General features: G+C 46.2%; 13 protein-coding genes and 1 other annotated feature. Of the genes, 8 read left to right on the top strand and 5 right to left on the bottom strand.

What is annotated here, in order from left to right; translation table 11 throughout:
* Positions 1 to 2: 2 nt before the first annotated feature.
* The 3 genes from gltB (EXZ60_RS11285) to gltB (EXZ60_RS11275) all read right to left on the bottom strand — a co-directional run bounded on the left by gltB (EXZ60_RS11285) (position 3) and on the right by gltB (EXZ60_RS11275) (position 10,896).
* Positions 3 to 4,466: a glutamate synthase large subunit gene (gltB, locus tag EXZ60_RS11285; RefSeq protein WP_094148031.1), complete on the bottom strand. Its 4,464-nt coding sequence runs from the start codon at positions 4,464 to 4,466 to the stop codon at positions 3 to 5.
* A 412-nt stretch (positions 4,467 to 4,878) separates the two neighbouring features.
* On the bottom strand, positions 4,879 to 6,348 hold the full coding sequence (locus EXZ60_RS11280) for a glutamate synthase subunit beta (RefSeq protein WP_013856103.1): 1,470 nt from the start codon (positions 6,346 to 6,348) through the stop codon (positions 4,879 to 4,881).
* Positions 6,349 to 10,896 (bottom strand): glutamate synthase large subunit, encoded by a 4,548-nt coding sequence (gene gltB, locus EXZ60_RS11275; protein WP_115339269.1) that lies wholly within the window; start codon positions 10,894 to 10,896, stop codon positions 6,349 to 6,351.
* A gap of 538 nt (positions 10,897 to 11,434) precedes the next feature.
* On the opposite strand from gltB (EXZ60_RS11275), the gene EXZ60_RS11270 reads away from it, so the two are divergent.
* The 3 genes from EXZ60_RS11270 (at position 11,435) to EXZ60_RS11260 (ending at position 15,260) form a co-directional block, all read left to right on the top strand.
* Complete coding sequence (locus EXZ60_RS11270; RefSeq protein ID WP_094129850.1) at positions 11,435 to 12,370, top strand: TIGR01212 family radical SAM protein; 936 nt, start codon at positions 11,435 to 11,437, stop codon at positions 12,368 to 12,370.
* Positions 12,371 to 12,469: 99 nt separating this feature from the next.
* Positions 12,470 to 14,809 (top strand): aerobic respiration two-component sensor histidine kinase ArcB, encoded by a 2,340-nt coding sequence (arcB, locus tag EXZ60_RS11265; RefSeq protein ID WP_115339267.1) that lies wholly within the window; start codon positions 12,470 to 12,472, stop codon positions 14,807 to 14,809.
* Between the two features lie 4 nt (positions 14,810 to 14,813).
* On the top strand, positions 14,814 to 15,260 hold the full coding sequence (locus EXZ60_RS11260; RefSeq protein WP_013856107.1) for a hypothetical protein: 447 nt from the start codon (positions 14,814 to 14,816) through the stop codon (positions 15,258 to 15,260).
* A 92-nt stretch (positions 15,261 to 15,352) separates the two neighbouring features.
* Here the strand turns inward: EXZ60_RS11260 and arcA are convergent, their stop codons facing one another.
* Positions 15,353 to 16,069: a two-component system response regulator ArcA gene (gene arcA, locus EXZ60_RS11255; RefSeq protein WP_013856108.1), complete on the bottom strand. Its 717-nt coding sequence runs from the start codon at positions 16,067 to 16,069 to the stop codon at positions 15,353 to 15,355.
* Between the two features lie 697 nt (positions 16,070 to 16,766).
* On the opposite strand from arcA, the gene EXZ60_RS11250 reads away from it, so the two are divergent.
* On the top strand, positions 16,767 to 17,252 hold the full coding sequence (locus tag EXZ60_RS11250) for a putative 4-hydroxy-4-methyl-2-oxoglutarate aldolase (RefSeq protein ID WP_010318275.1): 486 nt from the start codon (positions 16,767 to 16,769) through the stop codon (positions 17,250 to 17,252).
* Here EXZ60_RS11250 and EXZ60_RS11245 read toward each other — a convergent pair.
* The gene (locus tag EXZ60_RS11245; RefSeq protein WP_017043071.1) at positions 17,249 to 17,752 is read right to left on the bottom strand and encodes a hypothetical protein; all 504 of its coding nucleotides are present in this window, start codon (positions 17,750 to 17,752) and stop codon (positions 17,249 to 17,251) included. The two genes, EXZ60_RS11250 and EXZ60_RS11245, sit on opposite strands and share 4 nt — an antisense overlap.
* A gap of 242 nt (positions 17,753 to 17,994) precedes the next feature.
* On the opposite strand from EXZ60_RS11245, the gene thrL reads away from it, so the two are divergent.
* From thrL to thrC, 4 genes are all read left to right on the top strand, one after another.
* Positions 17,995 to 18,072, top strand: a complete 78-nt coding sequence (gene thrL / locus EXZ60_RS11240) for a thr operon leader peptide (RefSeq protein WP_100208354.1) — start codon at positions 17,995 to 17,997, stop codon at positions 18,070 to 18,072.
* Positions 18,010 to 18,127, top strand: a sequence feature (Thr leader region). It overlaps the preceding gene by 63 nt.
* Positions 18,128 to 18,156: 29 nt before the next feature.
* Positions 18,157 to 20,616, top strand: coding sequence for a bifunctional aspartate kinase/homoserine dehydrogenase I (thrA, locus tag EXZ60_RS11235; RefSeq protein ID WP_277435720.1), 2,460 nt, complete (start codon positions 18,157 to 18,159; stop codon positions 20,614 to 20,616).
* 18 nt (positions 20,617 to 20,634) lie between these two features.
* On the top strand, positions 20,635 to 21,591 hold the full coding sequence (gene thrB, locus EXZ60_RS11230; protein ID WP_026027386.1) for a homoserine kinase: 957 nt from the start codon (positions 20,635 to 20,637) through the stop codon (positions 21,589 to 21,591).
* On the top strand, positions 21,588 to 22,871 hold the full coding sequence (thrC, locus tag EXZ60_RS11225) for a threonine synthase (protein WP_277435719.1): 1,284 nt from the start codon (positions 21,588 to 21,590) through the stop codon (positions 22,869 to 22,871). The genes thrB and thrC overlap by 4 nt, the downstream gene beginning before the upstream one ends.
* Positions 22,872 to 22,963: the final 92 nt, after the last annotated feature.

Here is a 22,963-nt window from a genome sequence, read left to right as displayed (position 1 = left end):
AATTATTGCGCTTGAACGCGAAGTTCGGCGGCACTGCGGCTTTGATGGCCGAGTAGGGTTTGCAGATCCGCCGCTTGGGGTTTGATGAGATAGAACTTTGGAATCCATTCATCAAAGTTCGCTAAGATCTGTTCAGCATGCACCGACCCCGTCTCTTCCAAATGCTCGGCAATTAAACCACGTAAATGTTCTTGGTGAATGTAGAGATCTTGCAATGAAATAGCCTCTACTGATTCACTGTTGACTCGACCTTGGAAATCACCGTTTTCATCCATCACGTAAGCAAAGCCGCCCGTCATACCCGCGCCAAAGTTAACGCCTGTTGCACCCAAAATGGCGACGATTCCGCCGGTCATGTATTCGCAAGCGTTATCACCAGCGCCTTCGATAACTGTGATAGTGCCAGAGTTACGCACACCAAAACGCTCTCCCGCTTTGCCAGCCGCAAACAGCTTGCCGCCCGTTGCGCCATATAAACAGGTGTTGCCGATGATCGTAGCGTCGTTGCAGTTAAAAGCGGTACCAAGGTGGGGTTTGATGACCAGCTTTCCGCCTGCCATCCCTTTACCAACATAGTCATTGGCATCACCAGTAAGGTAAAGCTCAACACCACCCGCGTTCCATACACCAAATGACTGACCTGCTGTGCCATCGAGATAAATTTTAATCGGCGAGGCGGCTACGCCTTGGTTACCATAACGTTTGGCGATTTCACCAGATAGGCGAGCACCGAGCGAGCGGTCAGTATTCTGTACGTTATAATACAAGCTGATCGATTGTTGTGCTTCAACTGCCGCTAAAGCGTCATCGACAAATTGTTGGTTAAGTTGTCCTTTATCAAACGGTGTATTGGGTTGAGTCCAGTAAAGCGGATGACCCTGAGCGGATACTGGCGCTTCCAATAAACCGGATAAGTCCAATTTGCTTTGCTTAGCGGTCATCCCTTCAAGTACTTCTAGTAAATCGGTGCGGCCAATCAGATCGGTGAGCTTTTCAACGCCCAACTGCGCCAAGTAACCACGGACTTCGTCGGCAAGACCGATGAAATAGTTCATCACCATCTCAGGTAAGCCTTTGAAATACTCTTTACGCAGCGTTTCATCTTGCGTTGCTACGCCTGTCGCACAGTTATTAAGGTGGCAAATCCGTAAGAATTTACAGCCCATCGCGACCATAGGAGCTGTGCCAAAACCGAAGCTTTCGGCACCTAAAATCGCGCCTTTAATCACGTCCAGTCCTGTTTTTAGACCACCGTCAACTTGAAGTCGAATTTTGTGGCGCAGGCCGTTTGCGACTAACGCTTGTTGGGTTTCAGCAAGGCCGAGTTCCCAAGGGCTACCAGCGTATTTTACCGAGGTGAGTGGGCTAGCCGCTGTACCGCCGTCATAACCGGAAATAGTGATAAGGTCGGCGTAGGCTTTGGCAACGCCAGTGGCAATGGTACCAACGCCCGGCTCTGAAACCAATTTGACCGAAACCAAAGCTTTTGGGTTAACTTGTTTGAGATCGAAAATCAGCTGGGCTAAATCTTCAATCGAATAAATATCATGGTGTGGCGGTGGCGAAATTAAGGTCACGCCTTGCACTGAATAGCGCAACTTGGCAATTTCTGCGGTCACTTTATGGCCGGGAAGTTGGCCACCTTCACCCGGCTTCGCTCCTTGCGCCACTTTAATTTGCAGTACGTCAGCATTGGTGAGGTAATGCGGAGTCACGCCAAAACGCCCTGATGCGACCTGCTTAATACGGGAGTTACGTTCAGTGCCAAAACGGCGTGGATCTTCTCCACCTTCACCAGAGTTGGAGTAGCCGCCTAAGCGGTTCATTGCGGTCGCTAACGCTTCATGAGCTTCTGGGCTTAAGGCGCCAATCGACATCGCCGCAGAATCAAAACGTTTAAATAGCTCCGTACTGGGTTCGATTTTTTCCAGTGCTAGCGGTGTCGCTGATTTTTTTAAGCGCAGTAAATCGCGTAGCATCGCGACGGGGCGTGCGTTGACCTGCTGGGCAAAGCTTTGGTAATCGGCGCTTTCACCTGATTTAACTGCGGCTTGTAAGGTACCAACCACATCTGGGTTATAGGCATGGTATTCACCACCATGCACGTATTTTAATAAGCCACCTTGTTCGAGCGTTTTACGTTTGGTCCACGCTTTGCGCGCTAAATTAAATAGATCTTGTTGGAAGTCTTCGAAGTTAGCACCTTGAATGCGCGTGGTGACGCCTTTAAAACACAACTGAACTACGTCGCTATGTAGGCCAACCGCTTCAAACAGCTGCGAGCAGCGATAAGAGGCAACGGTTGAAATGCCCATTTTCGACATGATTTTCAATAAACCTTTGTCGATACCGTACCGGTAATTTTGCATCACCTCGCGATAGCTTTTTTCCAACGTGCCATCATCAATCATTTTGCCGAGCGTTTCGTAGGCCAAGTAAGGGTAGACGGCGGTTGCGCCAAAGCCGATTAAGACCGCAAATTGATGAGGGTCACGTGCGGTGGCGGTTTCGATAATGATGTTTGCATCGCAGCGTAAGTTGGCTTCGACTAAGCGAGTGTGTACTGCGCCCACGGCCATTGCCGCTGGGATCGGCAGTTTATCCTTATGCAAAGCGCGGTCAGACAATACGATCAATACCGATCCTTGGCGTACAGCCTCCTCTGCTTGTTGGCAAAGTTCGAGCAAAGCTTGCTTGAGATCCTTATGCTGTGGATCGTAATTGATGTCTAAAATGGTATTGCGATAGTGTTTGTCGCTGAGCTCCAATAGCTGTTGCATGTCGGAATAGAGCAAGATAGGTGAATCAAAGGTAACACGATAAGCGTGACCATCGGTTTCACAGAACACGTTCATCTCTTGGCCGATGCTGGTGGCCAGTGACATCACGTGCTTTTCACGTAGTGGATCGATAGGCGGGTTCGTAACTTGGGCAAATTTTTGGCGGAAATAATCGGTAACCAAGCGCTCTTTCGAAGAGAGCACCGCCATCGGCGTATCATCACCCATTGATCCCACCGCTTCTTGGCCTACATCTCCCAGTACGCGCAGTACTTGATCAATCTCTTCGTTGCTCATTGCAAACTGTTTTTGATAGGTTTTTAGCTCGTCATTGTCAAAGCTGCGCTCGCCCACCAAGTCGTCACTGAGTTCAGAAAATGGCGTTAATCGGTGGACGTTATTTTTCATCCACTCGCCATAAGGGTGGCGGCTTTTGAGATCGTTATCAATTTCACTAGATTGCCACAATTTCCCATGGCGGGTGTCGATCACCAGCAGTTCACCGGGCCCAACGCGGCCTTTTTCAGCCACTTCATCGGGCGCGTAATCCCAAATTCCGACTTCAGAGGCGAGGGTGATGAGTTTATCTTTGGTGATCACATAACGCGCAGGGCGAAGGCCATTGCGATCAAGGTTACAAGCAGCATAACGGCCATCCGATAACACAATGCCTGCTGGGCCATCCCATGGCTCCATGTGTTTTGAGTTAAAGTCGTAAAAGGCACGAAGGTCTGGGTCCATATCAGGGTGATTTTGCCACGCCGGCGGCACTAACATACGCATGGCACGGAAAATATCCATTCCCCCCGCTAAAAACAGATCGAGCATGTTGTCTAAGCTTGATGAATCGGAACCAGTTTCATTGACAAATGGCGCGGCGGTTTGCAGATCCGGTAGTAGGGGAGAGGCAAATTTGTAAGCCCGTGCTCGCGCCCATTGACGGTTCCCTTCGATAGTATTGATTTCACCATTGTGCGCTAAGTAGCGGAACGGCTGTGCCAGTGGCCAACGTGGCTGAGTATTGGTTGAAAAGCGCTGGTGGAACAAGCAAATGGCTGATTCCATCCGTAGATCAGCTAGGTCAAGATAAAAGCGCGGTAAGTCAGCAGGCATGCACAAGCCTTTGTAAACAATGACTTGAGTCGATAGTGAGCAAATATAGAAATCACGATCTTCGGTGATCTGTTTTTCAATGCGACGGCGAGCAATGTAAAGGCGTCGTTCAATGTCTCGTTCACGCCAACCCGCTGGAGCACTAATAAAGACTTGTTGAATATCAGGCACGGATTCGGCAGCAATAGGGCCAAGTACAGCTTGGTTCGTTGGTACGGTTCGCCAACCTGTCACTGTGAGTGTTTCTTGCGCCAGTTCTTTGTTGATAATATCGCGCGCTGATTGCGCTTTGACCGGATCTTGGCTGAAGAAAATCATACCAATCGCATACTGTTTGGCGAGCTTCCAACCTTTTTCTTCAGCGATGAGTCGTAGGTAACTATCTGGTTTTTGTAGTAATAGACCACAGCCATCACCGGTTTTACCATCGGCTGCGATGCCGCCACGGTGGGTCATGCGATCTAATGCTGAAATCGCGGTTCTGACTAATTTATGGCTGGTTTGGCCTTCCATGTGGGCGATCAAACCAAATCCACAGTTGTCTTTCTCTAAACTTGGATCATATAGAGCCATTGCAATTCTCCCTTTGCTTCTCTGTCATCCAGACAGTAAATGACTAACTATTCTGTTTTTGTTGTTTTAAGTGGGTAATTATGCGTTCATTCTCAATTTAAATTTTAACAAAAATGATTATTTTAATTTTCACTGACTTCACAACCTATAGCTTATGGTGCAAAAGGTCAAGTTGTTGGTGAAAAATCATGTTGCAATGGGATTTACCACCTAATCATCTAGATTAATATAATATATTCAATGAGATAGAATTTTTGTTGTTACAGTTTGTTAACGTGGGTAATCTCATGGAATAAGAATTAGCCATAAAAAAGGCCAGCATTAAATGCTGGCCAAAAAGTAGAACGTTGGAAGGAATCATCGCTGCTTAGCGCTCTGGATCACCTTGAACCAGCGAAAAGAGCGCGAGGCACTAGGCTGAAAGCATCAATGAGTCGGCTTTCGCTTCTAAGTTGGTGTTGCCCATCAAGTAAGCGTCGATCTCGCGTGCGCACTCGCGCCCTTCATTGATACAACGTACGACTAACGATTGTCCTGTGCGCATATCACCGGCAGCGAAAACACCTTTTTGGTTGGTCGCAAAACCTTGTGTTGCCACATTACCACGCTCATCTAACTTGATATCAAGCTGAGCAAGTACACCATGTGGTTCTGGATGTAAAAAGCCCATAGCAAGGAAAGCCATATCACACGCAATAATACGTTCACTGCCCGCGACTTCATCAAAGTTCGGGCGCTCACCCGGTTTTGCATCTTGCCAAACGATATCAGCAACACGTAGCCCCGTGACTTGACCTTGCTCGTTGCCGAGGAACTCTTTGGTTAGAATATTCCAATGACGTTCGCAGCCCTCTTCGTGGGAGGTTGAGGTGCGCAAAATCATTGGATATTGCGGCCAAGGCATGTTGGCTGGGCGTTTATTGGCCGGGATCGGCATGATTTCAACTTGCGTTATGCTTGCGGCGCCGTGTCGGTTTGAGGTTCCAACACAGTCAGAACCAGTATCACCACCACCAATTACTACCACATGTTTGCCCTTAGCGTGGATCTCATCAGTTTTAAGATCCATGTTATTCGCGCGGCGGTTATTTTGTGCCAGAAACTCCATCGCAAAATGAACCCCTTTTAACTCGCGCCCCGGAATCGGCAGGTTACGAGGCACGGTAGAGCCACCAGTAAGCAAGATGACATCAAACTCTTGGCGCAGTTGCTGTGCGTTAATATCAACACCGATATGTGCGTTTACTTCAAACTTGACGCCCGCTTCTGCCATCAAATTGATTTTGCGATCAATAACGTCCATACCCAGTTTGAAATCCGGAATGCCAAAACGCAGCAGGCCGCCGACTTTTTCATCACGTTCAAACACAGTAACTGAGTGACCCGCGCTGTTCAGCTGCTCAGCTGCGGCCAAGCCTGCTGGGCCAGAGCCAATGATGGCGATGGTTTTTCCAGTACGAGAACGCGGCTTTTTCGCTTTGGCATAGCCTTCGCGATAAGCCGTTTCCACGATGGTTTTTTCGATATTACAGATGGTGATGGGATCTTGGTTGATCCCGAGTACGCACGAACTTTCACAAGGAGCAGGGCACACGCGACCAGTAAACTCGGGGAAGTTATTGGTTGAGCTTAAGATCTTCCAAGCTTCTTCCCAACTATCACGATAAACGGCATCGTTAAATTCAGGAATAATGTTACCGATAGGGCAACCGTTATGGCAAAACGGTACTCCGCAGTCCATGCAACGAGAAGCTTGAGTATTAATTTTGCTACCAAACTCTTCGTTGAGGACAAACTCTTGGTTGTTTTGAATGCGAACCGTTGGATCGAGCTTTTTTGGCAGCTCGCGGCCATGTTCTAAAAATCCAGTAGGTTTACCCATTTATACGGCCTCCACTTCTTCCGTTTGTACTTGCGCAGCTGCAGCCTTGCGTTTTTGAAGAACCGCTTTGTAGTCACGCGGCATCACTTTCACCATTTGGGTGAGGTTTGCTTCAAAATTATCAAGGAATAACTGAGCCACTTCACTTCCTGTGAACTGAACATGCTTGTTGAGCATCTCACGTAGCAGATCGGTATCTTCTTGTTGCAGTGGGTCGAGATCAACCAATTCAGCGTTAAGCTTAGTTTCGAAGTCTCCATGTCGATTCCACACGTAGGCTACACCGCCGCTCATACCAGCCGCAAAGTTACGTCCTGTCGAACCGAGGATCACTGCGACGCCACCTGTCATGTATTCACAGCCGTGATCGCCGATACCTTCTACGACCACTTTAGCTCCTGAGTTACGCACGCAGAAACGTTCTCCAGCAAGGCCGCGAATATAGGATTCACCAGAAGTTGCGCCATAGAAACAGACGTTACCCACCACGATGTTATCTTGCGCAATGATGGTTGAGCGCGTGTCAGGGTAGAGCACTAAGGTACCGCCAGATAAACCTTTGCCCCAATAATCGTTGGCATCACCTTCTACTTCAAACGTTACACCTTTAGCAAGGAATGCACCGAATGATTGTCCTGCGGAGCCGTTGAATTTAACTTTCATTGGCTGAGGTAGACCTTGGTCTTTGTATACCTTCGATATTTCGTTCGACAGCATAGTACCCGTGCTACGGTCAGTGTTGACTATAGGGAAGACTGCGTTAACCGCTTCGCCTTTCTCAAGCGCGGGGTTGGCTACTTGAATTAGCTGACGATCTAGCACGTTTTCTAGATGATGATTTTGTTTGGTTTGGCAATAAACACCATCTTCTGCACGAGGCTCTTGAATGTACAACACTGGTGACAAATCGAGGTTTTTGTATTTCCAGTGGTTGATGTTGTCACGCACTTTCAGTTTATGCGATTGGCCAACCATTTCATCGATAGTACGGAAACCCAGTTCAGCCATGATTTCACGTAAGCCTTGCGCCATGTATTGGAAGAAGGTGACGACATCGTCTACGCGGCCATCAAAGCGCTCACGCAAGGTTTTGTTTTGTGTCGCAATCCCTACTGGGCAGGTGTTTTTATGACACTTACGCATCATGATACACCCTTCAACCACTAGCGCAGCGGTGGCAATTCCCCACTCTTCCGCGCCTAACAATGTCGCCATTGCAAGGTCACGTGGTGTTTTCATCTGACCGTCACTTTGCACGACAATGCGATTACGCAGGCCATTTTTAAGCAAGGTTTGGTGCGTTTCAGCAAGGCCGAGCTCCCAAGGTAAGCCTGTGTGACGAATCGAAGACATCGGTGATGCACCCGTGCCGCCATCATAGCCAGCAATTAACACCACATCCGCTTTGGCTTTAGCCACACCGGAGGCGATAGTACCAACCCCGGCTTCGGAAACTAATTTCACGTTGACGCGGCCGGTACGGTTCGCGTTTTTCAAATCAAAGATCAGCTGCGCCAAATCTTCGATCGAATAGATATCGTGATGTGGTGGTGGTGAAATAAGACCGACTCCCGGAGTCGAGTGGCGTGTCGCGCCGATCCAATCATCGACTTTATCACCCGGCAGTTGCCCACCTTCACCTGGTTTCGCGCCTTGAGCCATTTTGATCTGTAGTTCATCGGCATTGGTGAGGTAGTAGGAGGTCACGCCAAAACGACCAGAAGCGACCTGTTTAATTGCAGAGCGTTCCCAATCGCCATTTTCTTTGCGTTCAAAGCGTGCTGGATCTTCACCGCCTTCACCCGAGTTGGATTTCGCGCCAATACGGTTCATCGCCACGGCTAACGTTGAGTGCGCTTCGTAGGAGATTGAACCAAACGACATGGCACCGGTTGCGAAGCGTTTTAAAATACGTTCAATCGGTTCCACTGCCTCAATGGGAATCGAACCGGCTGGATTTTTAACAAAATCAAGCTGGCTACGCAGCGTGGCAGCGTTGTCGCCTTGGTCATCTACCGCTTTCGCGTATTGCTTGAACTGCACATAATCTTTGTTGCGTGTTGATTGTTGCAGCAACGAAATCGTCTCTGGGTTAAACAGGTGTTTTTCGCCACGCTGTTTCCACTGATAAACGCCGCCCACATCCAACACTTGCACTGGAACTTCGCGAGTCGGGTAGCCCACGCGATGGCGAACTAACACCTCTTTTGCGATGTCATCAATGGTCAAACCTTGGATGCGCGATACAGTGCCAGTAAAGTACTTATCTACCACTGATTTGCTGATGCCCAACGCTTCAAAAATTTGCGCACCGTGGTAAGACTGCAGTGTGGAAATGCCCATTTTGGAGAAGATCTTCAGCAGCCCGCCGTTGATGCCTTTGCGGTAATTGTCAAACAGATCTTTTGCTGCAATGGTCGGGTCGAGTTTTTTGACTCGTTGTAAATCGATAATGGTTTCAATGACTAAATACGGGTTAACCGCATTTGCGCCATAGCCAATCAATGTCGCAAAGTGGTGTGTTTCACGCGCGTCGCCGGTTTCTACCACTATGTCACATTTAGCTCGTAAGCCTTTACGGATCAGGTGGTGATGAACCGCACCGACAGCGAGCATTGCAGGGATCGCCGCATGGTTTGAGTTTACCGCGCGGTCAGTCAATAAAATAATCGAGTAACCATCGATAACCGCATCTTCTGCATATTGGCAAATGCGTTTCAGCGCGCGTTCCAATTTGCCTTGATCTTCACTGGCTTGAAATACGATATCTAAGGTTTTCGCTTGCAGATGTTCGTTATCAATAGCGCGCAGTTTCTCAAGCTCAGAGTTGGAAAGAACAGGAGATTCCAATTCGACTTTTAAGCAGTGCAGGGGCGTCTCTGTCAGTAAGTTCTGATCTTTACCGAGGTAAGTGTTGAGCGACATCACCATTCTTTCACGGATCGGGTCGATCGGTGGGTTGGTGACTTGAGCAAACAGTTGCTTAAAGTAGTTGGAGAGATGCTGTGATTGATGCGAAAGCACTGCCAGAGGCCAGTCTGCACCCATGGCCGAAAGCGGTTCATAACCGGTTTTTGCCAAAGGAAGAATGATTTCATTCACCTCTTCTGAGCTGACGCCAAACGACTGTTGGCGGGACATTAGACGCTCAGGAGCAGGTTGGCTGTACTGGTTGCTCGCTTCAGGCAGTTTTTTCAAGCTGAGGAGGTTCTCTTCAACCCATTTGGCGTAGGGCTGTGCATTGGCAATGCTGTCTTTCACTTCCTCATCAGAAATGATGCGTCCTTGCTCTAAATCCGCGACAAAGATACGTCCGGGCTGTAAACGGCCACGGTATTCCACGTTCTCTGGTGCAATTTCAACCACGCCAGATTCTGAAGCCATGATCAGAAAATCATCTTTAGTCACGGTATAACGTGATGGGCGCAGGCCGTTACGGTCCAGTGTTGCGCCAACTTGTACACCATCAGTAAAACATACTGATGCTGGGCCATCCCACGGTTCCATGACGTTAGCATGGTATTGGTAAAATGCGCGGCGGGTTGGGTCCATATTTTTATTTTCTTGCCACGCTTCAGGGATCATCATCATCAGGGCGTGTGGCAGGCTGCGGCCAGACAGAACCAATAACTCTAATGCCATATCGAAGTTGGCGGAATCTGAACTGCCTTCTTGGCAAATTGGCAGCAGCATGTCGATTTCAGCTTGTGTAAACAAATCTGATTCGAGGATCGCTTCGCGCGCTTTCATCCAGTTTAAATTGCCGCGAACTGTGTTGATTTCGCCGTTGTGCGCAATGTAACGGAAAGGCTGAGCTAAGCGCCATTTAGGGAATGTATTGGTCGAAAAACGAGAATGCACCAGCGCCAGCGCGGTCACCATGGTCGGATTTTGTAGATCAAGGAAGTACTGTGGTACTTGCTCTGTGGTGAGCTGACCTTTATACACCAAGGTTTTGTAAGACATGGAGTTGATGTAAAAATCATCACCAATGTTGGACACACTTTCTAAGCAGACTCGAACGGTGTAATTACGCAGAACGTACAATTTACGCTCTAATTCTGCGGGGGTGGTACTTGGGCCACCGGAGATGAAAACGTGCTCAAATTGAGGCTCAGTGCTAAGTGGGTCTGCGCCAATCATGGAGTTATCGGTTGGCAAAACGCGATAACCCAGTACTTCTAAATCGAGTCTCTTGGCGTTGCGTTCTAAAATATCACGACACTGGGCGCGTTTGTGCTCATCTCTTGGAAACAGCACCACGCCGACGCCGTACTTTTCAAACGAAGGCAGTTTTAAGCCAAGTTTAACGGTCTCTTCAAGTAAAAACTCATGGGGTTTTTGTAATAAGATACCTGCGCCATCACCAGAACATGGGTCACAGCCTTGGCCACCACGGTGTTCCATACGAGCAAGCATGTCTAAAGCTTGAGTCACAACTTGGTGAGACTTACGGTTTTTCAGGTGGGCAACAAAACCGATACCACAAGCGTCATGCTCCAATTCAGGAGTATATAGACCTCGTGAATCCTGCTCTCTATCTACCATAGATACATCCTTCCAGTTCAATTTAGACGCACGTGTGCTAAGGCATACTTAGCGATGCGACTTGTCCTTTAATTGTTATCAATCTAAACCTGCCTGTGTTGGCGGGTTCGAATCCTTTCCGTCTCTCGCCGGAAAAATATGGCGAGAAAAACATTCCTTAGTGATATTCAATTTATTTATGCCACTTGCTAGTGGTTTGTATAGGAGGGGTGCGAATATCACCGATTTTTCCACAACTATTTATGTAAGGAATATCACAAAAAATAGGGCGGATGTGTAAGTATCCTACAATTTTGTTTATAGGAATTCCAACGAAAACTCATTTTAGTCGCCCATTTTTTTCGTTAAAAATGCATGCACTGTTTAACATTGGTGCAACATTAAGCAAATAACGCTGTTTTTATGAATGTTTATTGATTTTTGTTAGGTTGGAGAGTGTTTGATACGGCTACTCTTTGTGAATTTATTTTGCAGGGATGTAATTTAGTTACATAAATCTAACTGAGATTCATTACTATCTATAAGCGGTATTTCTTCAATGCAATTACATCAACTGGTTAACACGATCGGCCAAGATCTGCAGCGCCGTTATGGCGAAAAAGTTCACAAGCTGACCCTGCATGGTGGTTTTAGCTGTCCGAATCGAGATGGCACGATTGGGCGAGGTGGTTGCACCTTCTGTAATGTCGCCTCTTTTGCTGATGAAGAAACACAAGCCCAAAGTATTGAGCAGCAATTGACAGAACGCGCTGGTGAAATCAAACGTGCCAAAAAATATCTCGCGTATTTTCAAGCTTATACCAGTACCTATGCGGAAGTGCAGGTGTTGAAAAATATGTATCAGCAAGCGCTTCAATCGGCTGACATTGTTGGGTTATGCGTCGGTACTCGGCCTGATTGTGTACCCGATGCTGTGCTCGATTTATTGGCCGATTATGTACGACAAGGTTTTGAAATTTGGCTCGAACTGGGTTTGCAAACCGCCAATAATCAAACACTCAAACGGATCAACCGTGGTCATGATTTTGAATGTTATGCGTTGATCACTGAGCGCGCTCGAGCCTTGGGGATCAAAGTATGCACGCATCTCATTGTGGGGCTACCTAAAGAAACGCGTACCGATAATCTTCAAACCTTAAAGCAAGTCTTAGCGGTAGGCACTGATGGCATCAAGTTACATGGGTTGCATATTGTTGAAGGCAGTACGATGGCCAAAGCGTGGCGAGCAGGAAAATTACAAGCGCCAACGTTAGAAGAGTATGTTGCTATTGCGAGTGAATTGATTCAAATGACACCGCCTGAGATCATTTATCACCGAGTCTCGTCAGCCGCCCGGCGGCCGACACTGCTTGCGCCACTGTGGTGTGAAAATCGTTGGCTTGCGATGACCGAAATAGGCCGAGCACTTAATCAAGGTGGCGCGCAAGGCTCACGCTTAAGTCGACCGTTTGTCTATACGCTTCCAAACAGCTAAAGATTCAAGCAATTTCGCAAATCCTTGTGATTAACTTGGCTGACGAATCGACGTTAAACGCGTTAGACTAGTGGCACTTTTATTACATGGAAGTGTTTAATGAAACCCATGAAAAACCTTGCCCAGTACTATGTCGACCTATTGGTCAAACTGGGCATTCTCCGTTTCTCCATTCTTCTTGCGCTCGCTTTAGTGGCCTTGGCAGTGGTGGTGCAAGTTGGTATCACGCTGGTGCTCAATGGTTATGTTGATGATATCGACATCGTTCGTTCCGTCTTTTTTGGTTTATTGATCACGCCTTGGGCAGTTTATTTCCTTTCAGTGGTGGTCGATCAGTTAGAAGAGTCACGTCAACGTCTCTCGAAGTTGGTTTCTAAGCTCAAAGACATGCGCTCACGCGATCAAGAGCTCAATTATAAGCTTCAGCAAAATATCGAAAAACTCAACCAAGAAATTGAAGAGCGAATTAAGGCAGAGGAAGCGCGTGAAGAGGCGATGGCCGATTTAGAAAACGAGGTCTATCAACGCGAAAAAACGCAGCTTGAATTGGCAGAAAGAACCGCCTTATTGCGCTCTTTTATCGATGCCTCTCCTGATCTGATTTACTACCGTAATGCGAACGGCGTTTTTTCTGGCTGCAACCGAGCGATGGAAGAGCTAACGGGCAAGCGTGAGCATCAGTTGGTTGGGTTAACTCCATGGGATGTCTATAGCAAAGAAGTGGCGCAACAGATCGTTGAAACTGACGAAAAAGTGTTTGCTGACAATCAAGCCATCACTTATGAGCAGTGGCTTGAATACCCTGATGGCCGCAAAAACTATTTTGAACTGCGTAAAGTCCCTTTTTATAGCAAAGATGGCCGCCACTTAGGGTTGGTGGGCTTTGGGCGAGACATTACCGAACGTAAACGCAATCAAGAGTCTTTGGAAAAAGCGAGCCGGGATAAAACTACCTTTATTTCGACCATCAGCCACGAATTGCGCACACCACTCAACGGTATCGTTGGTTTGAGCCGCATGTTGCTCGATAGTCCCATGACCCCAGAACAGCGTAAGTACATGCAGACCATTAATGTCAGTGCCATTACGTTAGGTAATATCTTCAACGATATCATTGATATGGATAAGTTTGACCGCCGGAAACTAGAACTACTGCCAGCGCCGTTGAATTTTGAAGAATTTGTTGCTGAAATTGAAAGCATCTCGGCGTTGATGGCAGAGCAAAAAGGGCTTAGGTTTGATCTCGAACGGCTCAGTGATTTACCTGTTGCGATTGAAGTGGATGCGACGCGCCTGCGTCAGGTATTGTGGAACCTGATAAGCAATGCGATGAAATTTACCAAAGAAGGTGGCGTCGTCATGACGGTCTGCGCTGACATTGAGGATAAGTTTGCGCGCATTACCATGGAAGTTGAAGACACAGGCATTGGTATACCAGAGGCTGAACTCGATAAAATTTTCGCCATGTATTACCAAGTTAAATCGGGTAAGGACAATTTGCACGCTGTTGGCACGGGGATTGGCTTAGCGGTATCTCGCCAGTTAATCAACTTAATGGATGGTGATATTTCTGTGAGCAGTGAAGAAGGCTTTGGTAGCACCTTCACCGTTTCAATTCGTGTGCCTTTGGCACAAGATGACCAATTCAAACCAACGTTACCCGTTCCTCAAAAAAGTTTAGCCATTTTTATGGTTGAAGATATTGAGCTCAATATTACAGTTGCTCGTTCTTTGCTAGAAAGTTTAGGACACACGGTTACCGTCGCTATGACAGGTGAAGAAGCCAAACAAAAATTTGTGCCGCAAGAGTACGATCTGGTTTTCCTCGACATTCAACTGCCAGACATGACCGGGTTTGATGTCGCTGCGTTTTACCGAGAAACTTATGATAACCTTCCGCCATTAGTCGCATTGACCGCCAACGTATTGAAAAATAAAGCTGAATATCTAGAGAAAGGGATGGATGACGCGATCAGTAAACCATTGTCAGTACTGGCGATTCAAGAGGTGATTGCAAAATTCACCCATAGTGAGGCGATTCAACTTGCCGACGCTAAGTTTAAGGCTGCTTCAAAAGAACACAGTGAGTTGAACACGCATTTGCTCGATCTTGAAATGCTTGAGTCTTATATCGATATTGTTGGCCCGAAACCTGTGCTGGAAAGTATCCAAATGTTCGAGCAGATGATGCCCAGTTACGTTGAAGTGCTAGATTCCAATATGGTAGCAAAAGATCAAGCAGGCATTGTTTCAGAAGCACACAAAATCAAGGGTGCTGCGGGTTCAATTGGTTTGAAACACATCCAAAACGTTGCACAAAAGGCACAGTCGCCAGAGCTACCTGCTTGGTGGGAAAATATTGGTGACTGGATAGATGAAATTAAAAATGGGTATCAACACGATATTCAAGTCTTGAAACAATGGTTAACTCAAAGGTAATGGTATGAAAAAAATCGGGTTGGCTTCATTAGTCATGGCGCTACTATCTGGCTGTAGTTCACCGCAAGTGAATTGGCTGCAGGACAGCAGTGCCGTGATATCAAATATCACCATTGGGTTGAAAAGTAACCTTTGGATCAATCAAATGCCTACAGCTAATGAGAGCGAAATACCTCTTGTGCATGGGACATTAAGATTGGATTCGTCGGCAATATTACCTGCCAATTTAACGATCGATGCGTTGATGGTCCAGCAAAGGGATAAAAATTGGCTGGTGGGCAGTGAATCGTTAGATTTACGGACTCAAAGTGAAGATCAATGGGAAGTTGTGTTTGAATGGCCGATGCAGCTTAATGTGGATAAGCCCGTTAATGTAGCTTTGCAATTGAGCGATGGTACAACAGCGCAGTGGCTTATCGAAAAGAGCGTCTTCATCGACAAAGTCTATTAGATTTATAGAACGGCTCCACGCGCAGTAGTCAGCCATGAAAAAAGCCCTTTAACCTGAGGTTAAAGGGCTTCTAACTATCTGGGGGTAGACGCTTAGTCTTCTAGATCACCACAGAAGCGGTAGCCTTCGCCATGAATTGTGGCGATGATCTCTGGCGTACCTGATACTGATTCAAAGTGTTTACGGATACGACGAATCGTCACATCTACTGTTCTGTCGTGTGGTTTCAATTCACGGCCAGTCATCTTTTTAAGCAAATCTGCGCGAGTTTGGATTTTTCCTGGGTTCTCACAGAAGTGCAGTAAAGCGCGGAATTCTGAGCGAGGAAGCTTGTAGCCTTCACCATCCGGATTCACTAAAGAGCGGCTATTGATATCCAATACCCAACCGTTGAACTCATATTTTTCCACACTGCGTTTCTCTTCTTGAGTCGTATTGGTATTCATTGAACGACCTAGAAGATTACGAGCACGAATCGTCAGTTCACGTGGGTTAAATGGTTTGGTGATGTAGTCATCAGCCCCGATCTCTAAACCGAGGATTTTATCAACTTCATTATCACGACCAGTCAAAAACATCAGTGCAACATTAGCCTGTTCACGAAGCTCACGAGCTAACAGAAGGCCGTTTTTACCTGGTAAATTGATGTCCATAATGACCAAGTTAATGGGGTTATCAGACAGCACATGGTGCATCTCTTCACCGTTACTGGCCTCAAAAACAGCGTATCCCTCTGCTTCAAAAATACTCTTAAGAGTGTTACGAGTTACTTGCTCATCTTCAACGATAAGAATCTGCGGGGTTTGCATTGGCGGTACCTAAACTTGTGAAAAAATTGTGCTAATAGAATTAATTGTAGGCAAAAAATTGCAACATACAGGTAATCTGCTGCCGATAATAAACTAAAGTTTTGAAAAAAACACTTACTTCAGTTGCCCGCCGTCCTTAGGCATATCTTGCATTGAGGTCTCCATACCCTCGGTGTTCTACTAGTCTTTAAGGCGGATTCTATAATGTTAACAGCATGCTAACAACGGCAGAATGTTAATTCCAATCACTTTGTTGATTTACATCAAGAGTTCTAATGTAACAAATATTAATCGTCTTAAGCAGTTGTAAATTTACACCACATTACCCATGCAAATAGCATGCTTTTTGGGGATTTTCGCTGGGGATGGTAGCATTAGGCGTAATGGGCTTTACCTCACATAGAAATTTACCAGCAAAGAACTTGTTAACTCGATACTTGTCAAAAAATGGGAATTGCGTAAAAAATCAACGTTTACAGCGGGGGATATCGCACTATTATGGATGTCACCAATATGAATATTCAGTCTTTTAAATGCAGTTGGCCGCCAAGTTATGCTCATTCTCAGCGGGTTTTTCTTTGCATCGTTTGTATGGATAGGTGAGTAAAGTATCTGGCATTATGGTTCATTGAGCTGTGATTTTACAGCGCGTCTAATGTGTCAGATGAAAATAATAAACAATAATCAAGGAAGAAGGATGATAGATATCACACCAGATATTTGCGATAAATTTGAATCGCAAATCAATATATTGGATTTGCCTTTGCAAACTTTTGGTTTAAGGAGTGCTTTTTGGGGGCAAATTGTCACCGTGCGTTGCTATCACGATAACTCTAAAGTTCGTGACGTATTAAGCCAAAATGGTAAAGGTAAAGTTTTAGTCGTCGATGGTAACGGTTCGTGTCAAAGAGCGTTATTGGGTGACCAACTGGCGATCATGGCGATTGAAAACGGTTGGGAAGGGGTCATCATTTATGGAGCGATACGCGATGTTGCTGCGTTATCGCAAATGGATTTAGGCGTGAAAGCGTTAGCGAGTTGTCCACTTAAGACCGATAAGAGAGGTGCAGGCGAAATTAATGTGACGCTGACTATCCTCAACCAGATGATTCAGCCGGGTGACTATGTTTATGCCGATTGGAATGGTGTTTTAACGTCAACTCAAGCGCTAGACTGGCACTAGAATCTGAAACCCACCCCAAATTGAACGCCTTGCTGCCACTCTTGATAATCAAGGGTGGCATGTAAATCAACGTTTTCTGACAGTTGAAGTCGGCTAGATAGCTCCGCCGCCATAGCATCGGCACTGCTCGTATCATTCGGATTACTGGCGGCTGACCGTAAGGTGCTTTTTAGTGATAATTTTGGGGTTAGCTGGTAGCTAAGGCCACTTAAAAAACCACTTTCGGATCCGTAGTCGGAATTGTTTATCCTCGCTCCAATGTACAGATCTAAATTGTCAAAAAGGTTATAAGAATAACCGCCATCAATAGTCCAACTATCAAATTGTTGACCATCACTTTCGCTTGAAAGAAATAAGCGATGTGGAGATTGGCTCTGTGAAGAAGGAAGTGCAGGTAAGGTATTGGCCATGCTAGATAAAGAGACAAGCAGAAATAAACATAGTGCAACTTTTAGTTTCATCTGCCTCTCCTTATTCTTGTTTTGAGTTACTGCGTCCACTGCGGTAACAACAATTAAAGCACAAATTTCACACGATGACAGCGTTATGTATATAGCATTTTGTTATTTGCTTATGTGTAAAATGGTTGTGCTTAACGTGCAATAAGTATCTTATTTGTGTGGTGGTTTTAAATTTGATTAATTCGGAATGACTATAAAAAATAGCAGATTTTCGTTGACTAATGATGACGAAGTAAGGTAAACGTAAAGGCAATTAAACACACGAGTATTTAAATTTTTCTATGTTACAGCGCAGCCTAGTAGTAATGACAACCACCATTATTATTACCGACATGACACATGTTGGGGCGGGCCGCTGAGCGAAAAGTTTTTACAAAAAAGGCCTGTATCCCACCAGATACAGGCCTTTTTTTATACCAATTTGAACTGTTTTGGAGGAAGGGATGCGAGTATTAAAGTTTGGAGGTTCATCGTTAGCCGATGCTGATCGTTTTTTAAGGGCGGCAGATATCATCGTTAACAATGTACAGCAAGAAGAAGTCGCCGTTGTGCTCTCTGCACCGGGAAAAACCACCAATAAATTAGTGGCCGTTATTGAGAGTGCTTTGCGTAATGGCGAAGCAGAACGCCAAATAGCGGAGCTTGAATTCTCATTTTTCGATCTACTCGCTGGCATCAAAGCACAATTACCTAATGTGGATTCGGCCGCTTTTGACAATCAAGTAAAAACGTCACTGTCTCAGCTGCGTCAATTTGTACACGGCATTAATTTACTCGGTATGTGCCCAGACAACGTCAATGCGCGCATTATTAGTAAAGGTGAGCGAGTCTCTATCCAACTGATGAAAGCGGTACTTGAAGCAAAAGGACAAGCGGCTGCATTGATTGACCCAGTACAATATCTTTTTGCTAAAGGTGAGTATCTTGAGGCAATGGTCGATGTTGAGATCTCCACGCAAAATTTCAAGCAAAATCCACTTCCGCAAGCACATGTTAACATTATGCCGGGTTTCACGGCTGGTAATGAAAAGGGTGAATTGGTCTGTCTAGGCCGTAATGGCTCGGATTATTCTGCGGCTGTGCTTGCGGCATGTTTACGTGCAGATTGTTGTGAGATTTGGACCGATGTCGATGGCGTTTATAACTGTGACCCACGTTTGGTTGCGGATGCTCGTTTATTAAAATCACTCAGCTACCAAGAAGCGATGGAGCTTTCGTATTTTGGCGCGTCAGTGTTACATCCCAAAACTATTGCACCGATTGCACAATTTCATATTCCGTGTCTTATCAAAAACAGTTTTAACCCTCAAGGCGCAGGCACGCTGATTGGTCAAGATACTGGTGAAGATAAGCTGGCTATTAAAGGTATTACTACACTCAATAATTTGACTATGGTCAACGTCTCCGGCCCTGGCATGAAAGGCATGGTCGGAATGGCTAGCCGTGTGTTTGGCGCGATGTCTGCCGCAGGCGTTTCTATTGTGCTGATTACACAATCCTCTTCAGAATACAGCATCAGTTTCTGTATTGAGGCGCAAGATAAAGCCCTTGCCAAAAGCGCATTATCGGAAGCGTTTGAACTGGAATTAAAAGATGGCCTACTTGAGCCTGTCGAGTTTATGGATGACGTTGCGATTGTCACTCTGGTTGGTGATGGCATGCGCACTTCGCGCGGAGTGGCTTCTCAATTTTTCTCATCGCTGGCTGAAGTTCACGTCAATATTGTTGCCATTGCACAAGGCTCTTCCGAGCGAGCTATTTCGGCGGTGATTCCAGAAGATAAAATTTCAGAAGCGATCAAGGCTTGTCATGAAAATCTTTTCAATTCTAAGCATTTCTTGGATGTGTTTGTGGTCGGTGTTGGCGGTGTCGGAGGCGAATTAGTTGACCAAATTCATCGTCAGCAAGCCAAACTAGCCGATAAAGGAATTGTGATTCGAGTGTGTGGCCTTGCGAATAGTAAGGCGCTATTGCTCGATAGCGAAGGCTTGCCGCTGGAGCATTGGCGTGATCGAATGCATAGCGCGAGTGAAGAATTTAGCCTCGCAAGGCTTATCTCTCTAGTGCAACGTAACCATATTATTAACCCTGTCTTAGTTGATTGTACTTCCAGTGAAGTGATCGCCAACCAGTACGCCGAATTTTTGGCTGCGGGTTTTCATGTTGTGACGCCTAATAAAAAAGCCAATACCGCAAGCATGGCCTACTATCACCAGCTGCGTGAAGTGGCGCGCAACTCGCGCCGTAAACTGATGTACGAAACGACGGTTGGTGCTGGTTTACCTGTGATTGAAAACTTGCAAAATCTCATTGCTGCTGGTGATGAGTTGGAAAAATTCAGCGGTATTTTATCTGGCTCTCTTTCGTTTATTTTCGGCAAACTGGATGAAGGTATGACTCTTAGTCAAGCTACGCAGCTAGCTAAAGACAAAGGTTTTACTGAGCCTGATCCTCGTGATGATCTGTCGGGAATGGATGTGGCTCGTAAGCTGTTAATTTTAGCTCGTGAGGCGGGAATGCCTTTAGAACTGGATGACGTAAAAGTCGATCTTGCTTTGCCAGCGGGTTTTGATATTTCGGGTACAGTTGAAGAGTTTATGGCGCGCTTGCCGCAGGCTGATGCTTATTTCCAAGAGTTATCCACTAAGGCAGCAGCCGAAGGTAAGGTATTACGTTATGTTGGTGAAATATCAGAAGGCCAATGCAAGGTGAAAATTGCAGTGGTCGATGAAAATGACCCAATGTTTAAAGTCAAAGATGGTGAGAATGCACTGGCGTTTTATAGCCGTTATTACCAACCGATTCCATTGGTGTTGCGTGGTTATGGGGCGGGTACAGAAGTAACAGCAGCAGGGGTGTTCTCTGATGTGATGCGCACCTTAGGTTGGAAGTTAGGGGTTTAATTGATGAGTTCAAGTGACATGAGTGTGGTGGTGTATGCCCCAGCTTCAATTGGTAATGTGAGCGTTGGGTTTGATGTTTTAGGGGCGGCTGTGTCGCCAATTGATGGCAGTTTATTGGGGGATCGTGTTGAAGTTAAAGCGGGCAGCGAACCTTTTGTACTCGAAACAGCAGGTCGCTTTGTCGACAAGCTGCCAGAAGATCCAAAGCAGAATATTGTTTACGATTGCTGGCTTGTTTTTGCCAGAGAGCTTGAAAAAAAGAGCATTGCAGTAAAGCCGTTGCAAATGACGTTAGAAAAAAATATGCCGATTGGTTCAGGCTTAGGTTCCAGTGCTTGTTCAATTGTTGCAGCTTTAGATGCGTTGAACCAGTTTCACGGTAACCCACTTAATCAGACTGAGCTTTTAGCGCTGATGGGCGAAATGGAAGGTAAAATTTCAGGCGGTATACATTATGATAACGTTGCCCCCTGCTACTTAGGCGGCGTGCAATTGATGCTTGAAGAGCTAGGTATCATCAGCCAAGAAGTGCCTTGTTTTGACGATTGGTATTGGGTGATGGCGTATCCTGGGATTAAAGTTTCCACAGCCGAAGCGCGAGCGATCTTACCTTCACAATATCGTCGACAGGACATCATTGCGCATGGACGTCATCTTGCAGGTTTCATTCATGCTTGTCACTCAGGTCAGCCTGAGCTAGCGGCTAAACTGATCAAAGACGTGATTGCTGAACCGTATCGTGAGAAACTTCTGCCCGGCTTTTCGGATGCGCGTAAATACGCTGCATCAGCCGGAGCGCTTACCACTGGCATTTCCGGCAGTGGCCCAACACTGTTCAGTATTTGCAAAGAAAAAGAGGTTGCCGAGCGAGTTGCTCGTTGGCTTGAACAACATTATGTACAAAATGAAGAAGGATTCGTCCATATTTGTCGCTTAGACAAAAATGGCTCGACCGTTACAGGAAGTGCTCTATGAAGCTTTACAACATAAAAGAAAATGATGAACAAGTCTCTTTTGGCCAAGCCGTACGCCAAGGATTAGGACGCAATCAAGGGCTATTTTTCCCAGCAGAGTTGCCTCAGTTTGAAGATATTGACGCGTTACTAGCCGAAGATTTTATCTCTCGTAGTACAAAAATTCTCAGCGCCTTGATTGGTGATGAATTACCAGCAGAGCAAGTGAATGCGATGGTTGATGCGGCTTTTCAGTTTCCAGCACCGATTAAGCAAGTGAAAGACGGCATTTATGCTCTAGAGCTTTTCCACGGTCCAACGCTGGCATTTAAAGATTTTGGTGGTCGCTTTATGGCGCAGTCACTGGCCGCCGTTTCAAATGGTGGACAGATCACCATTTTAACCGCGACTTCTGGTGATACTGGCGCTGCGGTGGCTCATGCCTTTTATGGAATGCCCGACATCAAGGTCGTGATACTTTACCCTAAAGGTAAGATCAGCCCGTTACAGGAAAAACTCTTCTGCACTCTGGGCAACAATATTCACACTGTCGCGATAAATGGTGACTTTGATGCTTGCCAAGCGTTAGTTAAGCAGGCTTTTGATGACGCTAAGCTTCGCCAAGAGATCGGTTTAAACTCTGCAAATTCAATCAATATCAGCCGATTAATGGCACAAATTTGCTACTACTTTGAGGCCGCATCACAATTAAGCAAAGCGCAGCGTGAAAACTTAGTCATCTCCGTACCGAGTGGCAACTTTGGCAACCTAACCGCTGGTCTGTTGGCAAAAGCATTGGGCTTACCAATCAAGCGTTTTATCGCGGCAACCAATGCCAATGATACCGTTCCTCGTTACTTAGAAACGGGTCAATGGGATCCAAAACCCACTGTCGCGACCACATCGAATGCGATGGATGTGAGTCAGCCGAACAACTGGCCGCGCATCGAAGAGCTTTGTCGCTTAAAGGGCTGGGGGCTAGATACCTTAGGTAAAGGTGCGGTATCTGATGCACAAAGTGCGGATTCAGTTCGTGAACTTTACGCGCAAGGTTATTTGTGTGAACCGCATGGTGCCATTGCGTATCGAGTTTTGGATGAGCAGTTACAAGCGGGAGAAACGGGGCTATTTTTGTGTACTGCGCACCCAGCCAAATTTAAAGAAGTCGTTGACGATGTGCTAGGCACTGACATTGAATTACCTGCTCCTCTTGCAAAACATGCAGTGATGACGTTGCTTTCTGAAGAGTTAGACAATGATTTTGACGCTCTAAAAACGGTGTTAAGACGCGTTCAGTCTTAAAGAGATCCTGATTTCATCTTATTGAAGTCAGGATGATATTCCTCTAACGATAAAAATGGCGCTCATTGAGCGCCATTTTTGGATATGAATAT

Source organism: Vibrio sp. 1151_11 (assembly GCF_029478525.1).
Classification (GTDB): domain Bacteria; phylum Pseudomonadota; class Gammaproteobacteria; order Enterobacterales; family Vibrionaceae; genus Vibrio; species Vibrio anguillarum.
This window is presented reverse-complemented; position numbering and strand designations above follow the sequence as displayed.